The 16,425-nt window shown below is 43.7% G+C and carries 16 protein-coding genes; 1 reads left to right on the top strand and 15 read right to left on the bottom strand.

Going from position 1 to position 16,425, the window contains the following annotated elements; translation table 11 throughout:
* Positions 1-171: 171 nt before the first annotated feature.
* From O3642_RS00565 to hemW, 6 genes are read right to left on the bottom strand one after another with little or no spacing between them, the layout of a single operon-like run.
* The gene (locus O3642_RS00565; RefSeq protein WP_369087674.1) at positions 172-1,155 is read right to left on the bottom strand and encodes a lysostaphin resistance A-like protein; all 984 of its coding nucleotides are present in this window, start codon (positions 1,153-1,155) and stop codon (positions 172-174) included.
* A complete protein-coding gene (locus O3642_RS00560; protein WP_371605161.1) occupies positions 1,152-1,772 on the bottom strand; it encodes a TIGR01906 family membrane protein in 621 nt (206 codons plus the stop codon). Before O3642_RS00560 ends, O3642_RS00565 begins: the two co-directional genes overlap by 4 nt.
* Positions 1,765-2,535, bottom strand: coding sequence for a TIGR01457 family HAD-type hydrolase (locus O3642_RS00555; protein WP_369087676.1), 771 nt, complete (start codon positions 2,533-2,535; stop codon positions 1,765-1,767). The genes O3642_RS00560 and O3642_RS00555 overlap by 8 nt, the downstream gene beginning before the upstream one ends.
* Complete coding sequence (locus O3642_RS00550) at positions 2,536-3,222, bottom strand: hypothetical protein (RefSeq protein ID WP_369087677.1); 687 nt, start codon at positions 3,220-3,222, stop codon at positions 2,536-2,538.
* Positions 3,212-3,967: an acyl-ACP thioesterase domain-containing protein gene (locus O3642_RS00545; RefSeq protein WP_070662416.1), complete on the bottom strand. Its 756-nt coding sequence runs from the start codon at positions 3,965-3,967 to the stop codon at positions 3,212-3,214. Before O3642_RS00545 ends, O3642_RS00550 begins: the two co-directional genes overlap by 11 nt.
* 3 nt (positions 3,968-3,970) lie before the next feature.
* Positions 3,971-5,101, bottom strand: a complete 1,131-nt coding sequence (gene hemW / locus O3642_RS00540) for a radical SAM family heme chaperone HemW (protein WP_371605160.1) — start codon at positions 5,099-5,101, stop codon at positions 3,971-3,973.
* Between the two features lie 319 nt (positions 5,102-5,420).
* On the opposite strand from hemW, the gene O3642_RS00535 reads away from it, so the two are divergent.
* Positions 5,421-6,944: an ATP-binding cassette domain-containing protein gene (locus O3642_RS00535; RefSeq protein ID WP_371605159.1), complete on the top strand. Its 1,524-nt coding sequence runs from the start codon at positions 5,421-5,423 to the stop codon at positions 6,942-6,944.
* Between the two features lie 32 nt (positions 6,945-6,976).
* On the opposite strand, the gene proC is transcribed toward O3642_RS00535, so the two are convergent.
* The 9 genes from proC to O3642_RS00490 form a co-directional block, all read right to left on the bottom strand.
* Complete coding sequence (proC, locus tag O3642_RS00530; protein WP_371605158.1) at positions 6,977-7,792, bottom strand: pyrroline-5-carboxylate reductase; 816 nt, start codon at positions 7,790-7,792, stop codon at positions 6,977-6,979.
* Between the two features lie 3 nt (positions 7,793-7,795).
* Positions 7,796-9,043 (bottom strand): glutamate-5-semialdehyde dehydrogenase, encoded by a 1,248-nt coding sequence (locus O3642_RS00525; protein WP_371605157.1) that lies wholly within the window; start codon positions 9,041-9,043, stop codon positions 7,796-7,798.
* A 10-nt stretch (positions 9,044-9,053) separates the two neighbouring features.
* Positions 9,054-10,163 (bottom strand): glutamate 5-kinase, encoded by a 1,110-nt coding sequence (gene proB / locus O3642_RS00520; RefSeq protein WP_371605156.1) that lies wholly within the window; start codon positions 10,161-10,163, stop codon positions 9,054-9,056.
* 349 nt (positions 10,164-10,512) lie between these two features.
* On the bottom strand, positions 10,513-11,403 hold the full coding sequence (locus tag O3642_RS00515; protein WP_023918361.1) for an RluA family pseudouridine synthase: 891 nt from the start codon (positions 11,401-11,403) through the stop codon (positions 10,513-10,515).
* Positions 11,393-11,854, bottom strand: a complete 462-nt coding sequence (lspA, locus tag O3642_RS00510; RefSeq protein ID WP_023918362.1) for a signal peptidase II — start codon at positions 11,852-11,854, stop codon at positions 11,393-11,395. Before lspA ends, O3642_RS00515 begins: the two co-directional genes overlap by 11 nt.
* Positions 11,855-11,857: 3 nt before the next feature.
* Positions 11,858-12,760 carry a LysR family transcriptional regulator gene (locus O3642_RS00505; RefSeq protein ID WP_003001728.1) on the bottom strand — a complete coding sequence of 301 codons (903 nt, stop codon included), beginning with the start codon at positions 12,758-12,760 and terminating at the stop codon, positions 11,858-11,860.
* Between the two features lie 127 nt (positions 12,761-12,887).
* Entirely contained in the window at positions 12,888-14,294 is a 1,407-nt protein-coding gene (lacG, locus tag O3642_RS00500) for a 6-phospho-beta-galactosidase (RefSeq protein WP_049474595.1), read from the bottom strand.
* Between the two features lie 87 nt (positions 14,295-14,381).
* Entirely contained in the window at positions 14,382-16,079 is a 1,698-nt protein-coding gene (locus O3642_RS00495) for a lactose-specific PTS transporter subunit EIIC (protein WP_023918364.1), read from the bottom strand.
* Positions 16,079-16,396, bottom strand: coding sequence for a PTS lactose/cellobiose transporter subunit IIA (locus O3642_RS00490; protein ID WP_003007713.1), 318 nt, complete (start codon positions 16,394-16,396; stop codon positions 16,079-16,081). The genes O3642_RS00495 and O3642_RS00490 overlap by 1 nt, the downstream gene beginning before the upstream one ends.
* Positions 16,397-16,425 lie beyond the last annotated feature (29 nt).

The raw sequence follows: 16,425 nt of genomic DNA, 5'->3' as shown, positions 1-16,425 counted from the left end.
GAGAGGGGGTAGCCTCTCTCTAGTATGTTTGTATTATTGTTATCCACCTTCACCAAGTAAAAAATAATTATTAAATGGTATATCAGACACTCATCCTCAATCTTTTATCTTCATTTGTCCTTTTTAATAGCAAAAAAGAGGGATCTAAAAAAATCCCCCCTTTGATAATACTTATACTTTGAGATTAACCATCTGGAAGACCGGAATCACATAAGGAACAATAGACATCAGGATAGTAAATAGTACGAAGAACCAGAACCAGAAGGACGCGAGGGCACGCTGGAAAACTCCCGGTTGAGGTTTATTAGCTTGAATATAAGCCTTGATAGCTGGCCATTTAGTCGCAAGAACCACTATCATCACAATGGAACCAATAACTAAAACACCAATTTGTAGCCAATTCGCTAGTCCCTCGTCCACATGATAAGTAACATAATGCAAGCCTTGGGAAATGACAAAGTTATTGAAAATGTGATAGAAAATCGCCCACCAGATATTGTATTCAAAGGCAATGTAGCCAAAACCTAGACCAATGATACTTGCGAAAAAGAGCTGATCAAAATTGGCATGAAAGAGTCCAAACAAGATAGCCGTCATGACAATGGCAAAGATCTTGCCATACCGTTCCAAGCCTCGCAAACCGGCCCCACGGAAGAAGAATTCTTCTGTGATTGGACCAAAAAAGCCAGCATACAAGAGCATGGTCCATGATCGCTCAATCGTATCACCTAGATCGGGTGTTGGAGAATGAAGGCCAATGGTCTCAAACATGCGCTCAATCACTTGTGTCATCACAGATGAAAAGACTTGAGAAAAGCCTAAAAATGCTAGAAGAATAAAGAAGACTGAAAGAGTCATCTTACGTCCCTTGTGCTTAAGATCATATTTATAAAGGGCCTTCTTGCGATAGGCATTAAAGAGAAAGAGGCCAATGAATATGGAAATGAAGTAAGGGATGCCCGACCAAACATTCAAGGAGTTTAGTTTTTCCGTTACTTGACTTGGATCTTTTCTAAGAGATCCTGAAATAATCATACCAAGGAGGACTTCCCACAGGACGCTCACCAAGGTCATCACCAAGAGATAAATGGCAAGTGTCCCGGAATACCTTCCTATATCTTTTTTAGGGTCTAATAATCGGTTGTATTGGTTCATTTTTTCCTCCTAGAAAATAGATAAAAACTCGCACACATTCCTTCGTATAAGACAAAGAAAATCAAAAAGGCATGCATAAAGTAGTCTTCTGGTAATGCAAGAATAATCGAATCCACGCGCGGATCAAAGAGCCAAGTATTATCCCCAGCAAATAAGACCTGATGAAAGAGCGTAAAGAATTGATCAAAGCCAATCATAACAGCCACCACTGCAATCACCACTGGTAAAACCATCATCCAAAAGAAGAGACTACGGTACAAGGCCAGGTAGCCTTTTTTGACAACTGTCCGCATAAACTGGATAAAACCAGGGAGAGTGACCACGAAAACAACTGTCACTAAGTGAAATAGGTACTTGACAGCCTCAAAATGGTGCAGTCCATTTTTTGAAGAGGGGAATTGGGGCATCTTCAACACCCATTGAAAAGGATTGGTCAAGTAGTTCATCAAGACATTAAAATTCTTCATGATGACAGATGCCGAAAAACCAGTACGGCTTTGAATCCCCAACCAATGAATCTCCATGGGATAGAGGACCCAAGCTAGAGCAATGGTGAGAAGGATTGCAGCTGACAAGATAAAGAAAAATTGGTTGATTGATTTCAGACTTTTAAGCATCAAAATCCCACTCCGCTAGACTGGCAACAACATGTGTCGGTGCGATTGGTAAGGCCGGCACTTCTTCTGGTTTAGTAAAACCTGTCGTCACCAAAAGGGTTGGAATCCCATTATCAATACCTGCACGAATATCTGTTAAATAATTGTCCCCGACCATGACCACTTCTTCTCTTGCAAGCCCCAGGTGTTCAATGGCCTTGTCCATAATGATGGCCTTTGGTTTGCCAATGATCACAGGCTTGACCCGTGTCGCTGCTTCAACAAGGGCAATCAGAGATCCTGCTCCTGGCAGCAAGCCACGCTCTGTTGGAATGTTGAGGTCAGGATTGGTCCCGATAAAGTGCGCTCCCTTTTGAATCGCCAAGGTCGCAATAGCAAACTTCTCATAATCCACTTGCCAATCCAGTCCAATCACCACATAATCAGGTGCTTCTTCATCCATGATATAGCCAGCTTCTTCAATAGCATCTTTGAGCCCCGCTTCGCCGATCACATAAGCCTTCTTGCCCAGATTTTGATCCTTCATATAATCAATGGTCGCAAGGGTAGCTGTATAGATGGTCGACACAGGGGTTTCAATATTGAAGTGAGTCGCCAGCATATCCCGAACAGTCTCTGGTGTGCGGGTTGTGTTATTGGTGACAAAGAGATAGGGAATCTCACGCGCCTGCAATTCATGGACAAAAGCTTCTCCTGCTGGAATTCGTAATTTTCCTTTGTAAATGGTGCCATCCAAATCAATTAAATAGCCCTTGTAGTGCATTTATTCTTCCCTTTCTGTATCAGCTTTTTCATGCAACTTCTCTGCATCGACTCGTCCACCAGACCCATACAAAAGCAAGGCTCCACCATAGAGGACAAATTGTAAAATCAACCCTGTAAAATTGATCCCTTGATTGCCTGATTGGGTAAACAAGAAGGAAGCCACCATGAGGATCACAATGGTCAATAACAAGCCTATTACGGTTGCCTGATCCACACTGATTTGATAAACCGTGCGCTTGGTGCTCCGGTTCCGGCCGTCTGACTTGGTTTCTGGTTGCAAATTTTCTACAAAATCCGTTACCAAGGTCGCAGCGAGGCTAACAGTTGTGCTAAAAAGCACGCCTTGAGACAAACGATGATAGAAATTAGACCAGAAGGAGCCTGATTGGCTGGTAATGCCGACCGAAAAGATCACGACAGGTAAGAGAAAGGCCAGGGTGAAATGGATCCAGACCCGATACCAACGTACATCTTCTTTCAAGAAACGGCTAAAACTCTCTAAATTCAAACGGTAACGGAAAAATTTGTAAATTTCTTCCACCAGGATGATGCCCAAAGCACAAAGAGTCAAGAGCCAATCTCCTAACATGTACAAAGGGTTCTTTTGACGCTTTGCATAAGCCACAACCCGTTTTTGGTAGCCTGCTAGCTCTTGTTTTTTATTTTTTAATCTTCTACTTTCCATAAGTCCAACCCTTTTCTTCTACTTCTTCCCACTCAATTTCAGCTTGGGCATTGATATGACCATCTGAGCTAATTTGGTGCTGGGTTTTCAAGCCCTCTTGTTCATATTGAGAGGTGATGATACCTCCTGCCAGCACTTCTTTGACATATTTTAGATGAACTTTCTTAGGGACATGTTGGGTCAAGAAGTCCGCTCCCATCACCTCAAAAACCCAGTCCAAGTACTTGCTATTGTTGACATGTCCGTTCATATCCAAGTCGTAAAAACGAACCCGGTATTCTTGTTCCACGCCCCCTTCCAATTCTTTGAAACGGGGACCACGGAGCATGGTTTTTGAAAACTCTGAATCAAAGGCATCCGTGATTTCGCTCATAACAGGATGGACCTTGCGTGTATCACGATCCATCAAGACAAAGGTCGCCACCATCTCAATGATGGTATTTCCCGCTTCGTCCTTGATGTTAAAGGCCCGGTAGCAAAACAGGCGATTGTGACTCATGGCATAGGTTTCGATAGTGATCTTCTCATCAAAAACTGGGAGACGATCGATCTTCATATTGTAATCCGTGATAATCCAGACTAGATTGTAATTCTCTAAAATGTACATATCACTCATGCCCAGCTCAATCGATTGCATGCCTGATACCTGCAAAGACAGCAAGATCAATTGGGGAATTTTTATAAATCCATTGACATCGCTCATATCAAAAGGAATTTTCATGCTGTATTCAAATGTTTTTGCCATCTTCTACTCCAAAATAAACTTCTCTGCTACAGTGTCTCCTAAAAAGAGACCTTTCTTGGTCATGCGAACAATATCCTTGTCAGGCACCAAGAGTCCCTGCTGGGTCAATTCCTCAACCACTAGTCCATATTGTTGGTCAAAATTCACACCAAATTTTTCTTCAAAACGCTTCTTAGAAACGCCTGTTTTCTTACGCAGTCCCAGAAACATCTCTTCTTCCATCATTTCTGTCTGACTCAGATGTTCTTCTTGGACACGCGCATTTCCCTCTTCGACAGCCTGCATATAGTGACGGATAGGCCCATGATTCTTGTAGCGAATCCCATTGACGTAGCCGGATGCACCAGCTCCCAGACCATAATACTCCGCATTATCCCAATACATGAGGTTGTGGCGACTTTCAAAACCAGGCTTGGAGAAATTGGAAATTTCGTAATGCTCAAAGCCCGCACGCTCCAACTCCTGAATGATGTATTCAAACATCTCCGCTTCTAACTCCTCTTTTGGTAGAGGAAGCTTGCCCCGTCTCATGCGATTCATAAAGACGGTGTGATTCTCCAGAATCAAGCTATAGAGGCTCATATGAGGAATGTCGAGAGCAAGAGCCTTCGCGACATTTTCCTGGACCTGCTCCATAGTTTGCGTCGGAAGGGCATAGATGAGGTCGATCGAAATATTGTCAAAACCAGCCAGCTTTAGACGATCGATATTGTCATAGATATCCTGCTCTTGATGGCTCCGACCAATCTTTTTGAGCAAGCGATTATCAAAGGTCTGTACCCCCAATGAAACCCGATTAACCGGTGAATCCTTTAAGACAGCGATCTTATCCGGATCCAAATCACCAGGATTAGCCTCGATGGTCAACTCCTCCATCTGAGAAAGATCAAGCGACTTGGTTAGCTCCTTGAGCAGATAATCTAGCTGATCCGCAGTTAAGGCTGTCGGTGTCCCACCCCCGATATAGAGAGTCCGTAAATTTGTGATATCTTCCCGACGAAATTCTTGGATCAAATGATCTAGATAAGCATCGACCGGTTGGTTCTTAATAAAGACCTTCGAAAAATCACAATAAAAACAAATCTGGGTACAAAATGGGATGTGGACATAAGCGGACGTTGGTTTTGTATGCATAGCTTTAATTATACCATAAATTCCCCCCTAAGTCCGAGAAGAAAAGGTGGATGAAGCAAGGTTTTCCTTGACAAGAAGGAATGAAAGGAATAGAATAAAGCTAATTACATTCGGAGGTAAGGAGATATGAACAACTAAGTTTCGTTAAATAAGATACTTTATTTAGTGGACTGCTTGTTCTATCTCTTTTTGTGTACCCTCTCGCCTCTTCTCCAACTATTTGTTGGCTAAATTAGGTCTTTTTATGCTTGGGTTCCACTTGAAAACAGCTCTACTAAATAAGTAGAGCTGTTTTTTTGTCCCAGTAGAAAGGAATCTTATGCTAAAACTATCCCACCTCACCATCCGCCACACAAAAGATTTACGCGATCTGGTTCGCGATTTATCCCTAACCATTCATGAAGGGGAAAAAGTTGCCATTATTGGCGAAGAAGGTAATGGAAAGTCTTCTTTGCTTCATGTCCTCATGTCCCCAAAATCCCTACCAGATTATCTGACAATAAAAGGGGAAATCACCACTTCCTTTCACTCCTATGCCTATATTCCCCAGTCTTTGCCGGAAGCCTTGAAGGGAAAAACATTGGAAGAATATTTTTTTGGAGAAGACGAGCTAGACTATGCCACCCTCTACAGACTGGCTGATCAATTGGAATTTGATAGCGACCGCTTTTCAAGCGACCAAGCTATTGGAAGTCTATCTGGAGGAGAAGCCCTCAAAGTCCAACTGCTTCACGAACTTTGTCGTCCTCATGAATTACTATTTTTAGATGAACCTTCAAATGATTTGGATTTGGAAACCCTAGACTGGCTCCAGCAGATGATCCAAACGAGCCCCCAAACCATTTTATTTATTTCCCATCATGAGGATTTTTTGACTCAGACGGCGGATACGATCATCCATCTAAGACAGATCAAACACCGCAAGGAGGCTGAAACCATTGTAGAGCACCTAGGCTATCAAGACTACAGTAGCCAGAGGGAGCAACAATTCAAGCAGCAGTCCCAGCAAGCTGCCAACGATCAACGAACCTACCGAAAAACAATGGAGAAGCATCGTCGCGTCCGTCAGCAAGTTGAAACATCCTTACGAAACACTAAGGATAGCACTGCTGGACGTCTCCTGGCAAAGAAAATGAAGTCCCTCCTCTCACAAGAAAAGCGCTACGAGCGAGAATTCCAATCCATGACTCCCCAACCCTATGATGAGGAAGTCATCAATCTGCATTTTCCTCCCCTTACTCCCTTGTCTCCTCAAAAACGAGTCCTTCTATTAGATCAGGAAGAACTCGCAATTGGTGACCTAGTCCTGGTCAAGAACCTCTCCCTTACTATTCTAGGACAGGATAAAATAGGGATTATCGGTTCCAACGGTGTGGGGAAATCCACTTTTCTAAAAATGATATGGAAAAGTCTACAGAAGAATGAAAGTATCCGCACTGCCTATATGCCTCAAGATTACACTGAAGGCCTCCCTCTGACTCAGACACCAGTTCAATTCTTACAGCATTCAGGCGATCGCGAAGAAATCAACACCATTCAATTGCATTTAGCCTCCCTCAACTTTACCTATTCTGAAATGCACCATCCTATCTATGAACTTTCTGGTGGCCAGCAAGGAAAACTCTATCTCCTTCAACTAGTGCTCATAAGTCCCCAGTTTCTGCTCTTGGACGAGCCTACTCGCAATTTTTCCCCCACTTCCCAACCAGAAATTCGACGCCTATTCGCAGACTACCCAGGTGGACTAGTCACGGTCTCCCACGACCGGACCTTCCTCAAAGAAGTCTGCCAAAAAATCTATCGTCTGACGGAAAATGATTTGGTAGAAATAGAGTCGCTCTAACGTAAAAAAGATTGGCGAAAACCAATCTTTTTCTATTCCTTCGTTGCCTCTTGTCCCATCTCTTGGGTGCGTTTATAGGCTGCTTCCACTCCTGCAATGATATCGCCCCGCAGGCCGACTTGTTCTAAGCGGTTGACTCCTGCGATGGTAGAGCCGCCTGGGCTACAAACTGCATCTCGCAAGTGGGCTGGGTGTTCTCCTGTTTCTAGGACCATACTCGCAGCTCCTTTGAAAGTCTGTGCAGCCATCTGCAAGGCTTGTTCTCGTGTAAGTCCTAATCCTACTCCTGCATCTGCCATGGCTTCAATCATCTGATAGACAAAGGCTGGCCCACAGCCCGCAACAGCCGTTGCAGGATCCATCAATTTTTCTTCAATTTCGAATAGGGCCCCTGCTCCTGATAAGAGCTGGTTGACTTTGGCTACTTGCTGGTCTGTCACTGCTTGGGAGCGGGCCAGACTGATGACACCCTGGCCAATGGCTACGGGCGTATTGGGCATGATGCGAATTAGCCCTAGATGGTCGTTCTGGATCACGTCAGCCATCTTTTCTAGTTCCAGGCCTGCAGCCATGGACACTAGCAAGAGATTAGAGTGTTGGGCCAAAATGCCTTGATACTCTTCTAAGAGAGGGCAAATCTGATAGGGTTTGACCCCTAAAAAGATCACTTCAGCTTCTTGAAAGACTTGTTCAAGATCAGACGCCGTTCCCCCATACTGGCTGATAAACTCTTGCACCTTTTGAGGAGAGCGATTGACCAAGAGCAGGTCTTGCGCGTCCACTTCTTTTGCGACTGCTTTGGCTAAACTAGCCCCCATGTTTCCAAGACCGATAAATGCTACTTTCATTTCTTACCTCACTTGACCATTTCCACTGACGATATACTTGTAACTGGTCATTTCCCGGAGTCCCATCGGTCCACGAGCATGGAGTTTTTGGGTTGAGATTCCCATTTCACAACCTAGGCCAAATTGACCTCCATCTGTAAAGCGTGTAGAAGCATTGACATAAACGGCTGCTGAATCTACTTGCTTGGTGAAATAAGCGGCTGTCTCAGGATTTTCAGTCACAATAGCATCCGAATGATGGGTGCTATGAGCTTCAATGTGGTCCACTGCTTCCTCTACTCCATCAACAACCTTGACTGCTAAAATATAATCTAAAAATTCGGTATCAAAATCCTGCTCTTGCACTGCTGTTCCAGAAATAATAACCTGCGCTTGCTCATCAAGGCGCAACTCAACGGATCTTTCCCGTGCATCCACTAAACGCTCCTTGACCAAGGGCAAGAAGTCAGACGCGATCGCTCGATCGACCAACAAGACCTCCATGGCATTGCAGACAGACGGCCGACTAGTCTTAGCATTTTCAATAATGGCGAGTGCTTTCTGGAAGTCAGCATCTTTATCCACATAGACATGGACGATCCCAGTTCCTGTCTCGATCACGGGGACAATGGCATTTTCAACCACCGCTTGGATCAAGCCAGCTCCACCACGTGGAATAAGCAAATCCAGATAGCCCTTAGCCTTCATCAACGCAAGGCTAGAAGCTCGACTCGTATCTTGGATCAGTTGGAGAAGATCTGGATTCAGTCCTGATTCTTCCAATCCAGCCTTGAGGGCTGTCACGATCGCTTGGGCAGAATGAAAAGCATCCTTTCCTGTACGAAGGACCACTGCATTTCCACTCTTGATGGCAAGCGCTGCAGCATCAGACGTCACATTTGGACGGCTTTCATAAATGATGCCAATAACACCCATGGCGACTCGAACTTTCTGGATTTCAAGGCCATTTTCTAAGACTTCAGTATCCAGCACTTCCCCAATCGGATCTGGCAGGTCTATTAAAGCACGAATTCCTTGTGCCATCCCTGCAATCCGCTCTTGATCCAGAAAAAGGCGATCCAGCATGACTTCAGAGATCTTCCCTCGTGCAGCTTCCATATCGATCTGATTGGCTACTAAAATGGCTTCCGTCGCTTTCAAAAGCTGGCTAGCCATGGCCTCCAAGGCCTGATTTTTAAGAGCTGTATTGGCTGTATTGATGCTTTTCTTAGCTGATCTGGCTAAGGCTAATTGTTCTTGTGTTGTTCCCATACGTTTTTCTCTAGAATTCTGTAAAGAGTAGGTCAATCTCAGGAGTTACCGAGATCCAATCATCCCGGTGGATGAGGATTCCCTTAGCTTTTTTAGATTGGAGCATATCACGCACAGCTGATTGACCGAGACGGACCTTGCCTTTTCCTAGTAATTGACCAGTCTCTTGATGATAGACGCTGACAATGTCGTGATAAGAGAAATCCCCTTCTGCCTTGGTCACACCAGAAATCAATAAACTCTTCCCATGATCCAACAGGGCTTCCGCTGCTCCAGCATCCACCCAAACAGCACCTTTGCTTTCAGCATAAAAGGCTAGCCATTGCTTCTGTGTTTTTAAGCCCTTGTCCTCTGCAAGGAAGTAACTGCCATCTGCTTGCTCTTGCGCTGCTTCGAGCAAGGCATCAGGCTTGAGAGATGAGCAAATATAGACAGGAACCCCTGACTCGGTCGCAAGGGTCGCTGCCTTGAGTTTGGTCAGCATTCCACCAGTTCCGTTGCTACTGCCAGCACCACCAGCCATCTCGATCATCTCACGAGAAATGTGTTCGATTCGATCCAAGCGCTTAGCTGTTGGATCCTGAGAAGGATTGGCTGTATAGAGGCCATCTACATCTGTTAAAAGCACCAAAAGATCCGCTTGAACCATGGCTGCAACCTGCGCACTTAAGGTATCATTGTCTCCTACTTTTAACTCAGCAATCGAGACCGTATCGTTTTCATTGATAATCGGGATGGCTCCACGATTGAGCAAGACAGAAAGGGCCTGGTGGGCATTCTTATAGCGACGCTGATCCGCAAAGTCATCCTGGGTCAACAAAATCTGCGCAGAAACAATGTTGCGTAAGAGCAGGTTAGCTGTGTATTCTTCCATCAGTAAGCCTTGCCCAACTGCCGCAGAAGCTTGCTTGTCTGCCACCTTGGTCGGCCGTTTCTTAAAACCAAGGGCACCAAATCCAGCAGCGACAGCCCCTGATGAGACCAAGATCAACTCATGACCTGATTCATGTAAGAGAGCCAACTGCTGCGTAATGACCTTGACCTTCTGTCTGGAGAGGCTCCCATCGGGATTGGTCAACGACGAGGTCCCTACTTTAAAGACGATTCGTTTTGCTTTCATCGCTATGATTCTTTCTAATACTATTTATTTCGTATCTAATGAAAGTGAGGCTGGACAAATACTGTCCAGCTCTCTATGTTTGATAGTAATAACTGCATGACGCAGTGGTTGATTGCTCAAAGCACTGCTTTGAGGTGGCGGATAGAACTTGCGAAGCAAGTATCCTAAGTCTTTGTTCGCTTTTTAGGCTCCAAAGTTAACCTAATGTTGGAAACAAAGTTTCCTTTATCTGCAACCTTCAACAGTCTCCCAGACTGTTGAAGCTATGCTGGTTGGGAAAATTGAAAAGGTTTAGGGAACCTTTTCAACCTTTTTATTTTTAGGAGTTCTTTCCCACTCCCATTCTCCATTATCCTTTTCGAAGGTCTTCCAGCGTTTTCTCAAAGATCGCTGGCACTTCTGCTGTAAATTCCAAAGTCTCTCCTGTGCGAGGGTGGGTGAAACCAAGTGTCCGCGCATGAAGAAACTGTCCTTGTCCTTTGAGTGTTTTCTTAGGTCCATAAGCAGGATCTCCAGCTACTGGATGGCCAATATAGGCCATATGCACCCGAATTTGGTGGGTCCGACCAGTCTCCAGTTGCAACTCTACCAGCGTGTAATCCCCAAAGCGTTCCAAGACTTGAAAACGGGTCACTGCAGGTTTTCCTTTAGCCGTCACTGCTTGTTTTTTCCGGTCCTTTTCACTGCGACCAATTGGTGCTTCGATCATGCCCCGATCGTTAGGAAGATTGCCATGGACAATGGCCCAATACTTCCGGAGAGATTTTTTGTCTTTGAGTTCCTCTGCTAAGGCGACGTGGGCTTGGTCATTTTTTGCGACCATCAAGAGGCCTGACGTGTCTTTGTCGATCCGATGAACGATCCCTGGACGCAATTCTCCATTGATCCCTGAAAGGTCCTTGACATGGTATAACAGTGCATTGACCAAGGTCCCGCTGGTGTGGCCGGCACTCGGGTGAACAACCATGCCTTGGGGTTTATTGACGACGACGACATCCTGGTCCTCATAGACGATGTCTAAGGGCAGATCTTCTGCTTCATAGCTGACCTCTTCCACTTCTGGGACTTCATACTGGATGATGTCTCCTTCTTTGACCGTATACTTAGCTTTTTTCACAGTTCCATTGACCAGAACTTTTCCTTCTTTGATCTGCTCATTGGCTACAGCTCGTGACAAGGGAGTCAAATCCGCCAAAGCCTTATCCAGTCGCGCACCGGCTACTTCGATTTTAATTTCCATGCGTTTCCTCTTTCAACATCAGGATCAGGAGCAAGAAAACTCCAACTGTCAAATAACTATCTGCTACATTAAAAATGGCAAAATTCATAAAATCCAGGTGGAACATATCGACCACAAAGCCCTGACGCAGGCGATCGATAAAATTCCCCAAGCCACCTGCAATCACCAAGGTCAAGCCCATCACCATCCAAAGCGACCCCTTAAGGTGCTTATAAAGATAGTAAAAGGCCCCTACCATCACGACTAGAGTGATGAGGGTAAAGAACCATTGCTGATTTTCAAGAAGTGAAAAAGCTGCACCTGTGTTTTGAAGATAGGTCAGGCTGACCACATGGGGAATAAAAGACTTAACGACACCCAGTGGAATGTTCTTGACTACATACCATTTGACCAACTGATCCAGTAGGACCAATAGCACAATTGCTACTGGAACCATTATTTTTCTCTTCATTTCTTACCTCTTTTGATCAAAATACTCTACCATGACCTCGACAAACTTCTCTGCTACAGGGGAGAGATCCATCTCTTCGCGTTTGACATAGACCATTTTATTGTCCAAGTTGTCTTCTAAAGGAATCACGGTAATACCATTCACGGACTGGCTATCTAAAAAGCCTGATCCTGTCGCATAAGCATCTGTCCGCTCCAAGATCCCATTCAAGGTGGCCCGGTCGGTTACATTGAACATTTGGGAGCTCGAACTGGTATCGACAAAATTCTCTGAATAATAGAGGTACTCATCTTTTTCTTGGGTAAAGCGAACAGTTGGCAATTGAGCTAGATCTTCCATGACCAGTTTTTTCTTCTTAGCCAGAGGGTGTCCCTTGCGAAGGTAAATATGAGTCTGAAAAGGAATCAAATCCACCACTTCAAGTCCTAATTTATCAACCCGTTGCATAATTCCCTTGGTATTTTGACGGTTGAGATAAATAATCCCCAACTCACTATGCCCTTGAGCCACTTCATCCAAAATTTGGACCGTCGTTGACTCAAAGATGCGGAAGTTTTTATTTTCCGGATAGCGGATCGAGAATTCCGTCATCAATGGTGGCAAGAAGTCATAGTGTTGACTAGAAATAGAGAATTCTTTCTTCTCTTCTTCAGGACTGGCATATTGATTTTGAAAAATATCAAACCCCTTAACCACGTCCTGCGCTTTTTCATAAAATTCCATTCCCCGACGGGTCAAAAATGTCCCCGAACTAGTTCGACGAAAAATTTTAAAGCCCAGTTCCTTTTCCAGATCGCGTACTGAAATAGACAAGCTCGGCTGACTCACATACATTTTTTCAGCAGCCTCACGAAAAGTACCACTATTGGCAATCGCCACTACATATCGTAATTGTTGTATATTCATTCTATTTTCCTTATTACAGTATCGATCTATTATACCATAAATTAGGGGCTGAAAGAAGAGATGCGTTTAAGAGACCTTCATCAAGTGAAAATAAAAAAACTGGAACTAAAACAGTTCCAGTTGATACTTATTCAATCACTTGAGTTTCAGCTACTTTCTTGTACCAATGAGCCGATTTCTTCGGATAGCGCTCTTGGGTTTCAAAGTCTACATAGAAGAGACCATAGCGTTTTTCGTAACCATTAGACCAAGAGAAGACGTCCATAAGAGACCAGATGAAGTATCCTTTGACGTTTGCACCATCAGCAATCGCATCCGACAAGACTTCCAAGTGTTGTTTCACATAATCAATCCGGCCATCGTCATAAACCGTATTGTCCACAAACTCATCTTTGTATCCAAGTCCGTTTTCAGTGATGTAGATCTTCTTGTAATTTGGATAATCTTTCTTGACACGCATGATTTGATCATACAAACCTTGAGGGTAGATGATCCAGTCCCAGTCAGTACGAGGTACATAGTCAGGAGCTACACGACGTCCAACACCTTTGATTTGGTATTTAGAGCTTCCTTTTTCCCCTTTACCATTATGAATGATTTCTGTTTCGCCATCAAAGGCTTCCATCCAATCACTCATGTAGTAGTTAATTCCAAGGAAGTCGTTCAAATCTTTAGCTGCTTCAAGTGCTGCAAAGTCTTCGTCCCGAAGATCCAGACTACCACCATTAACTGAAAGAATGTGGTTTACCCCTTCCATGGTTGCATCTGAATAGTGTCCGAGGTAAGTCGCATCCAAGATAAACTTGTTGTGGATGATATCTTCCAACTCAGCAGCACGTACGTCTGCAGGATTTTTAGGATCCAATGGATACTTAGTTGGAAGTGCGTGAACAACCCCGATTTCACCTTTATAACCTTTGTCTTTGTACAATTTCACAGCACGTGCATGAGAAACCATCATATTGTGGTGAGATTGGAAGACTTTGGCAAGGTCATATTGAATACCTGGTGGGAATTTACCAACCAAGTATTGACCATCACCGATTGGGCCAATTTCATTGAAGGTTGTCCAGTAGTTGACTTCTGGGAATTCTTCAAAACAGAAAGCAGCATAATCTACAAAGTGTTCGATATTTTCACGATTCAAGAAGTCTCCATTTGAGTGAAGAGCTTCAGGAGTATCAAAGTGGTGAAGAGTTACGAATGGTTCTACATGACGTTTATGGCATTCTGCAAATAACTTATGATAGAATTCTACCCCTTTTGGATTGACTTCACCATAGCCAGTTGGGAAAATACGTGACCAAGCAATAGAAATACGAATTCCGTTTACGCCATATTCTTCCGCCAACTGTAAGTCTACTGGATATTTATGGTAGAAATCACTCGCTGGTTCAGCAGTATACCAATAGTTGTCTGCTAAATATTTATCCCATGCAACAGGTCCTTTACCGTCTGTATGAGTCGCACCTTCTGCCTGATAAGCTGCAGTTGCGCCACCAAAAATAAAATCTTTAGGAAGTGTTTTTGTCATATTTTCACCTATTTCTTGATTGGATAAAATGAAAAGCGAGGGGAGAGGAGTTAGTGAGCCATCCATCTCCATCTCACTTTTTAGTTCTTATTCTTCAAATTGAGCTTGAACAAAGGCTAGAGCACCTTTTCCATCACGGGTTAACTTGATGTACTGAGCACCTTCTGTCTTCGCCAATTTGATGCCTAGTTTATCTGTTTCAGCCTTCATATCTTCGAAGTTGGAAGCAACCTGAGGCGCCAAGATAACAAGGTCAAATTCTGGCAACATTTCACGGTGGGCTCCATAGCCACCTGCTGCAGCTTTAACTGGAACTTTATACTCTTCTGCGGCTTTATTCAAAGCATTGGCAAGAAGACCACTTGTTCCTCCACCAGCACAAAGAACGAGGACGTTTGTTTCTTCAGTAATTGTATTTTGTGCTGAATCTACTCCAGCTTTTTCAAGAATAGCATCTGCTTTTGCAGTGTTAAAGTTTGCAGCTACCTTTTCTTTTAATTCATCATTAGTTTTACCTGAACGTTCTTCTTCAAGAATTTGTTCATCATAAACCTTGAGGAATGGATAGTAGATAACAATATCTACTACAATTAACAATGCTGCAAGAGCGAATGATAAGAACTGGAAGTTTGTACCAAGAACAATACCAAGAGGTCCTGGTGTAGTCCATGGAAGGTTGGCAGTAAATGAGTTCATGCCAAGTGTTTCAATAAAGAACTTAAAGATCCATACGTTTGCAATTGGTGCAAAGATGAATGGGATAAAGAAGATTGGGTTCAAAACAAGTGGTGCACCAAACAAGATTGGTTCGTTTACACCAAAGAATGTAGGAACTACTGAAGCGCGTCCAATAGCACGATTTCGTTTCGATTTACATAACCACATAAACATGAACGGAACAACAAGAGTTGCACCAGTACCACCCATAGTGACGATGAACATTTGTGTACCAGATGTAAGGATCTTATCAGCGTGCATACCTTGTTGAAGGAGGTTCAAGTTGACTTCGGCATTTGCATAAGTGATCGCTGCAATCGCAGGCTCAACGATAGATGGGCCGTGAATACCAATAAACCAGAAGAATGCAAAGGCACCGAAAATAATCGTAATACCAACATAACCGTCTGCTGCTGAGAATAGTGGAGCAAGAAGGGTACCGATTGATTCAGCAACCGTTACATGAAGGCTTGCTTTCACAACTAATTCAAGTGCATACAAGAGTACAACTGACAATGTAAATGGAATCAGGTCTTTAAATACTTGTGAAATATTTGGTGGAACCTCGTCTGGCATGCGAATCGTCACATTATTTTTCACACAGACCTTATAAACATTAACGGTAACAAAGGCTGCAATGAAGGCTGTCAACAGACCTTTTGTACCCATGAAGGCTGTTAAGAATCCACCTTCTTTAGCAGGTTCGGCAGCCATGAGCAAGAAGCCAACCATAGAAGCCAACATTGTAGAAATGAAGTTGATTTGGTTAGTTGCTGGAAGGTCGCGGTTCATTGAATCAGTCAAAGCCTTAGCCGTTGTACCACCAACGAAGAAGGCCAAGATGCCCATAGAATAGCTATATGGAGTCATCAAGAAAGTTTCAATATCTTTAGACCAATGGAATCCCCAAGCGTTTGGTACATACGCAATTAGGATGAAGATAGATGAGAAAAGGATAACAGGCATCCCTGCAATAAAGCCATCCCGAATCGCTCGCAAATATTTGTTTCGAGAAATCTTTTCAAAGAAAGGTTTCCCTTTTTCAATCAGTTCAATCAGTTTATTCATTATTTCGCTCCTCTTTTATATAGTTCAATCAGATGGTGAATCACGTCTTTTAATAGGATTGTTGTCATGAGATGGTCTTGACCATGCATCATGGTAATGCTATAGGGGATTTCTTCTCCTGCTGCTTCATGCGCTAGCATGGTCGTTTGAGATTTGTGAGCCTCAGCGATACAAGACCCCGCTTCTTCTACTAAGGATTCTGCTTTAGCAAAATCACCATTTTCAGCAGCTTTTAAGGCTTCCACTAATTTTGATCGAGCGTCACCGGCATAAGCGACAATTTCAAACCCAAGTAATTGGACTTCTTCTTTATTCATGTTGGTTCCTCCTTATGATACCTTTTGAA

This window comes from Streptococcus sp. 27098_8_66 (assembly GCF_041431945.1).
GTDB classification, from domain to species: Bacteria; Bacillota; Bacilli; order Lactobacillales; family Streptococcaceae; genus Streptococcus; species Streptococcus dentalis.
This window is presented reverse-complemented; position numbering and strand designations above follow the sequence as displayed.

Bases quoted from the DNA above. Each gene is read 5' to 3' on its own strand.
- O3642_RS00565 (WP_369087674.1), bottom strand. From the start codon at position 1,155: ATGAACCAATACAACCGATTATTAGACCCTAAAAAAGATATAGGAAGG.
- O3642_RS00560 (WP_371605161.1), bottom strand. From the start codon at position 1,772: ATGCTTAAAAGTCTGAAATCAATCAACCAATTTTTCTTTATCTTGTCA.
- O3642_RS00555 (WP_369087676.1), bottom strand. From the start codon at position 2,535: ATGCACTACAAGGGCTATTTAATTGATTTGGATGGCACCATTTACAAA.
- O3642_RS00550 (WP_369087677.1), bottom strand. From the start codon at position 3,222: ATGGAAAGTAGAAGATTAAAAAATAAAAAACAAGAGCTAGCAGGCTAC.
- O3642_RS00545 (WP_070662416.1), bottom strand. From the start codon at position 3,967: ATGGCAAAAACATTTGAATACAGCATGAAAATTCCTTTTGATATGAGC.
- hemW (WP_371605160.1), bottom strand. From the start codon at position 5,101: ATGCATACAAAACCAACGTCCGCTTATGTCCACATCCCATTTTGTACC.
- O3642_RS00535 (WP_371605159.1), top strand. From the start codon at position 5,421: ATGCTAAAACTATCCCACCTCACCATCCGCCACACAAAAGATTTACGC.
- proC (WP_371605158.1), bottom strand. From the start codon at position 7,792: ATGAAAGTAGCATTTATCGGTCTTGGAAACATGGGGGCTAGTTTAGCC.
- O3642_RS00525 (WP_371605157.1), bottom strand. From the start codon at position 9,043: ATGGGAACAACACAAGAACAATTAGCCTTAGCCAGATCAGCTAAGAAA.
- proB (WP_371605156.1), bottom strand. From the start codon at position 10,163: ATGAAAGCAAAACGAATCGTCTTTAAAGTAGGGACCTCGTCGTTGACC.
- O3642_RS00515 (WP_023918361.1), bottom strand. From the start codon at position 11,403: ATGGAAATTAAAATCGAAGTAGCCGGTGCGCGACTGGATAAGGCTTTG.
- lspA (WP_023918362.1), bottom strand. From the start codon at position 11,854: ATGAAGAGAAAAATAATGGTTCCAGTAGCAATTGTGCTATTGGTCCTA.
- O3642_RS00505 (WP_003001728.1), bottom strand. From the start codon at position 12,760: ATGAATATACAACAATTACGATATGTAGTGGCGATTGCCAATAGTGGT.
- lacG (WP_049474595.1), bottom strand. From the start codon at position 14,294: ATGACAAAAACACTTCCTAAAGATTTTATTTTTGGTGGCGCAACTGCA.
- O3642_RS00495 (WP_023918364.1), bottom strand. From the start codon at position 16,079: ATGAATAAACTGATTGAACTGATTGAAAAAGGGAAACCTTTCTTTGAA.
- O3642_RS00490 (WP_003007713.1), bottom strand. From the start codon at position 16,396: ATGAATAAAGAAGAAGTCCAATTACTTGGGTTTGAAATTGTCGCTTAT.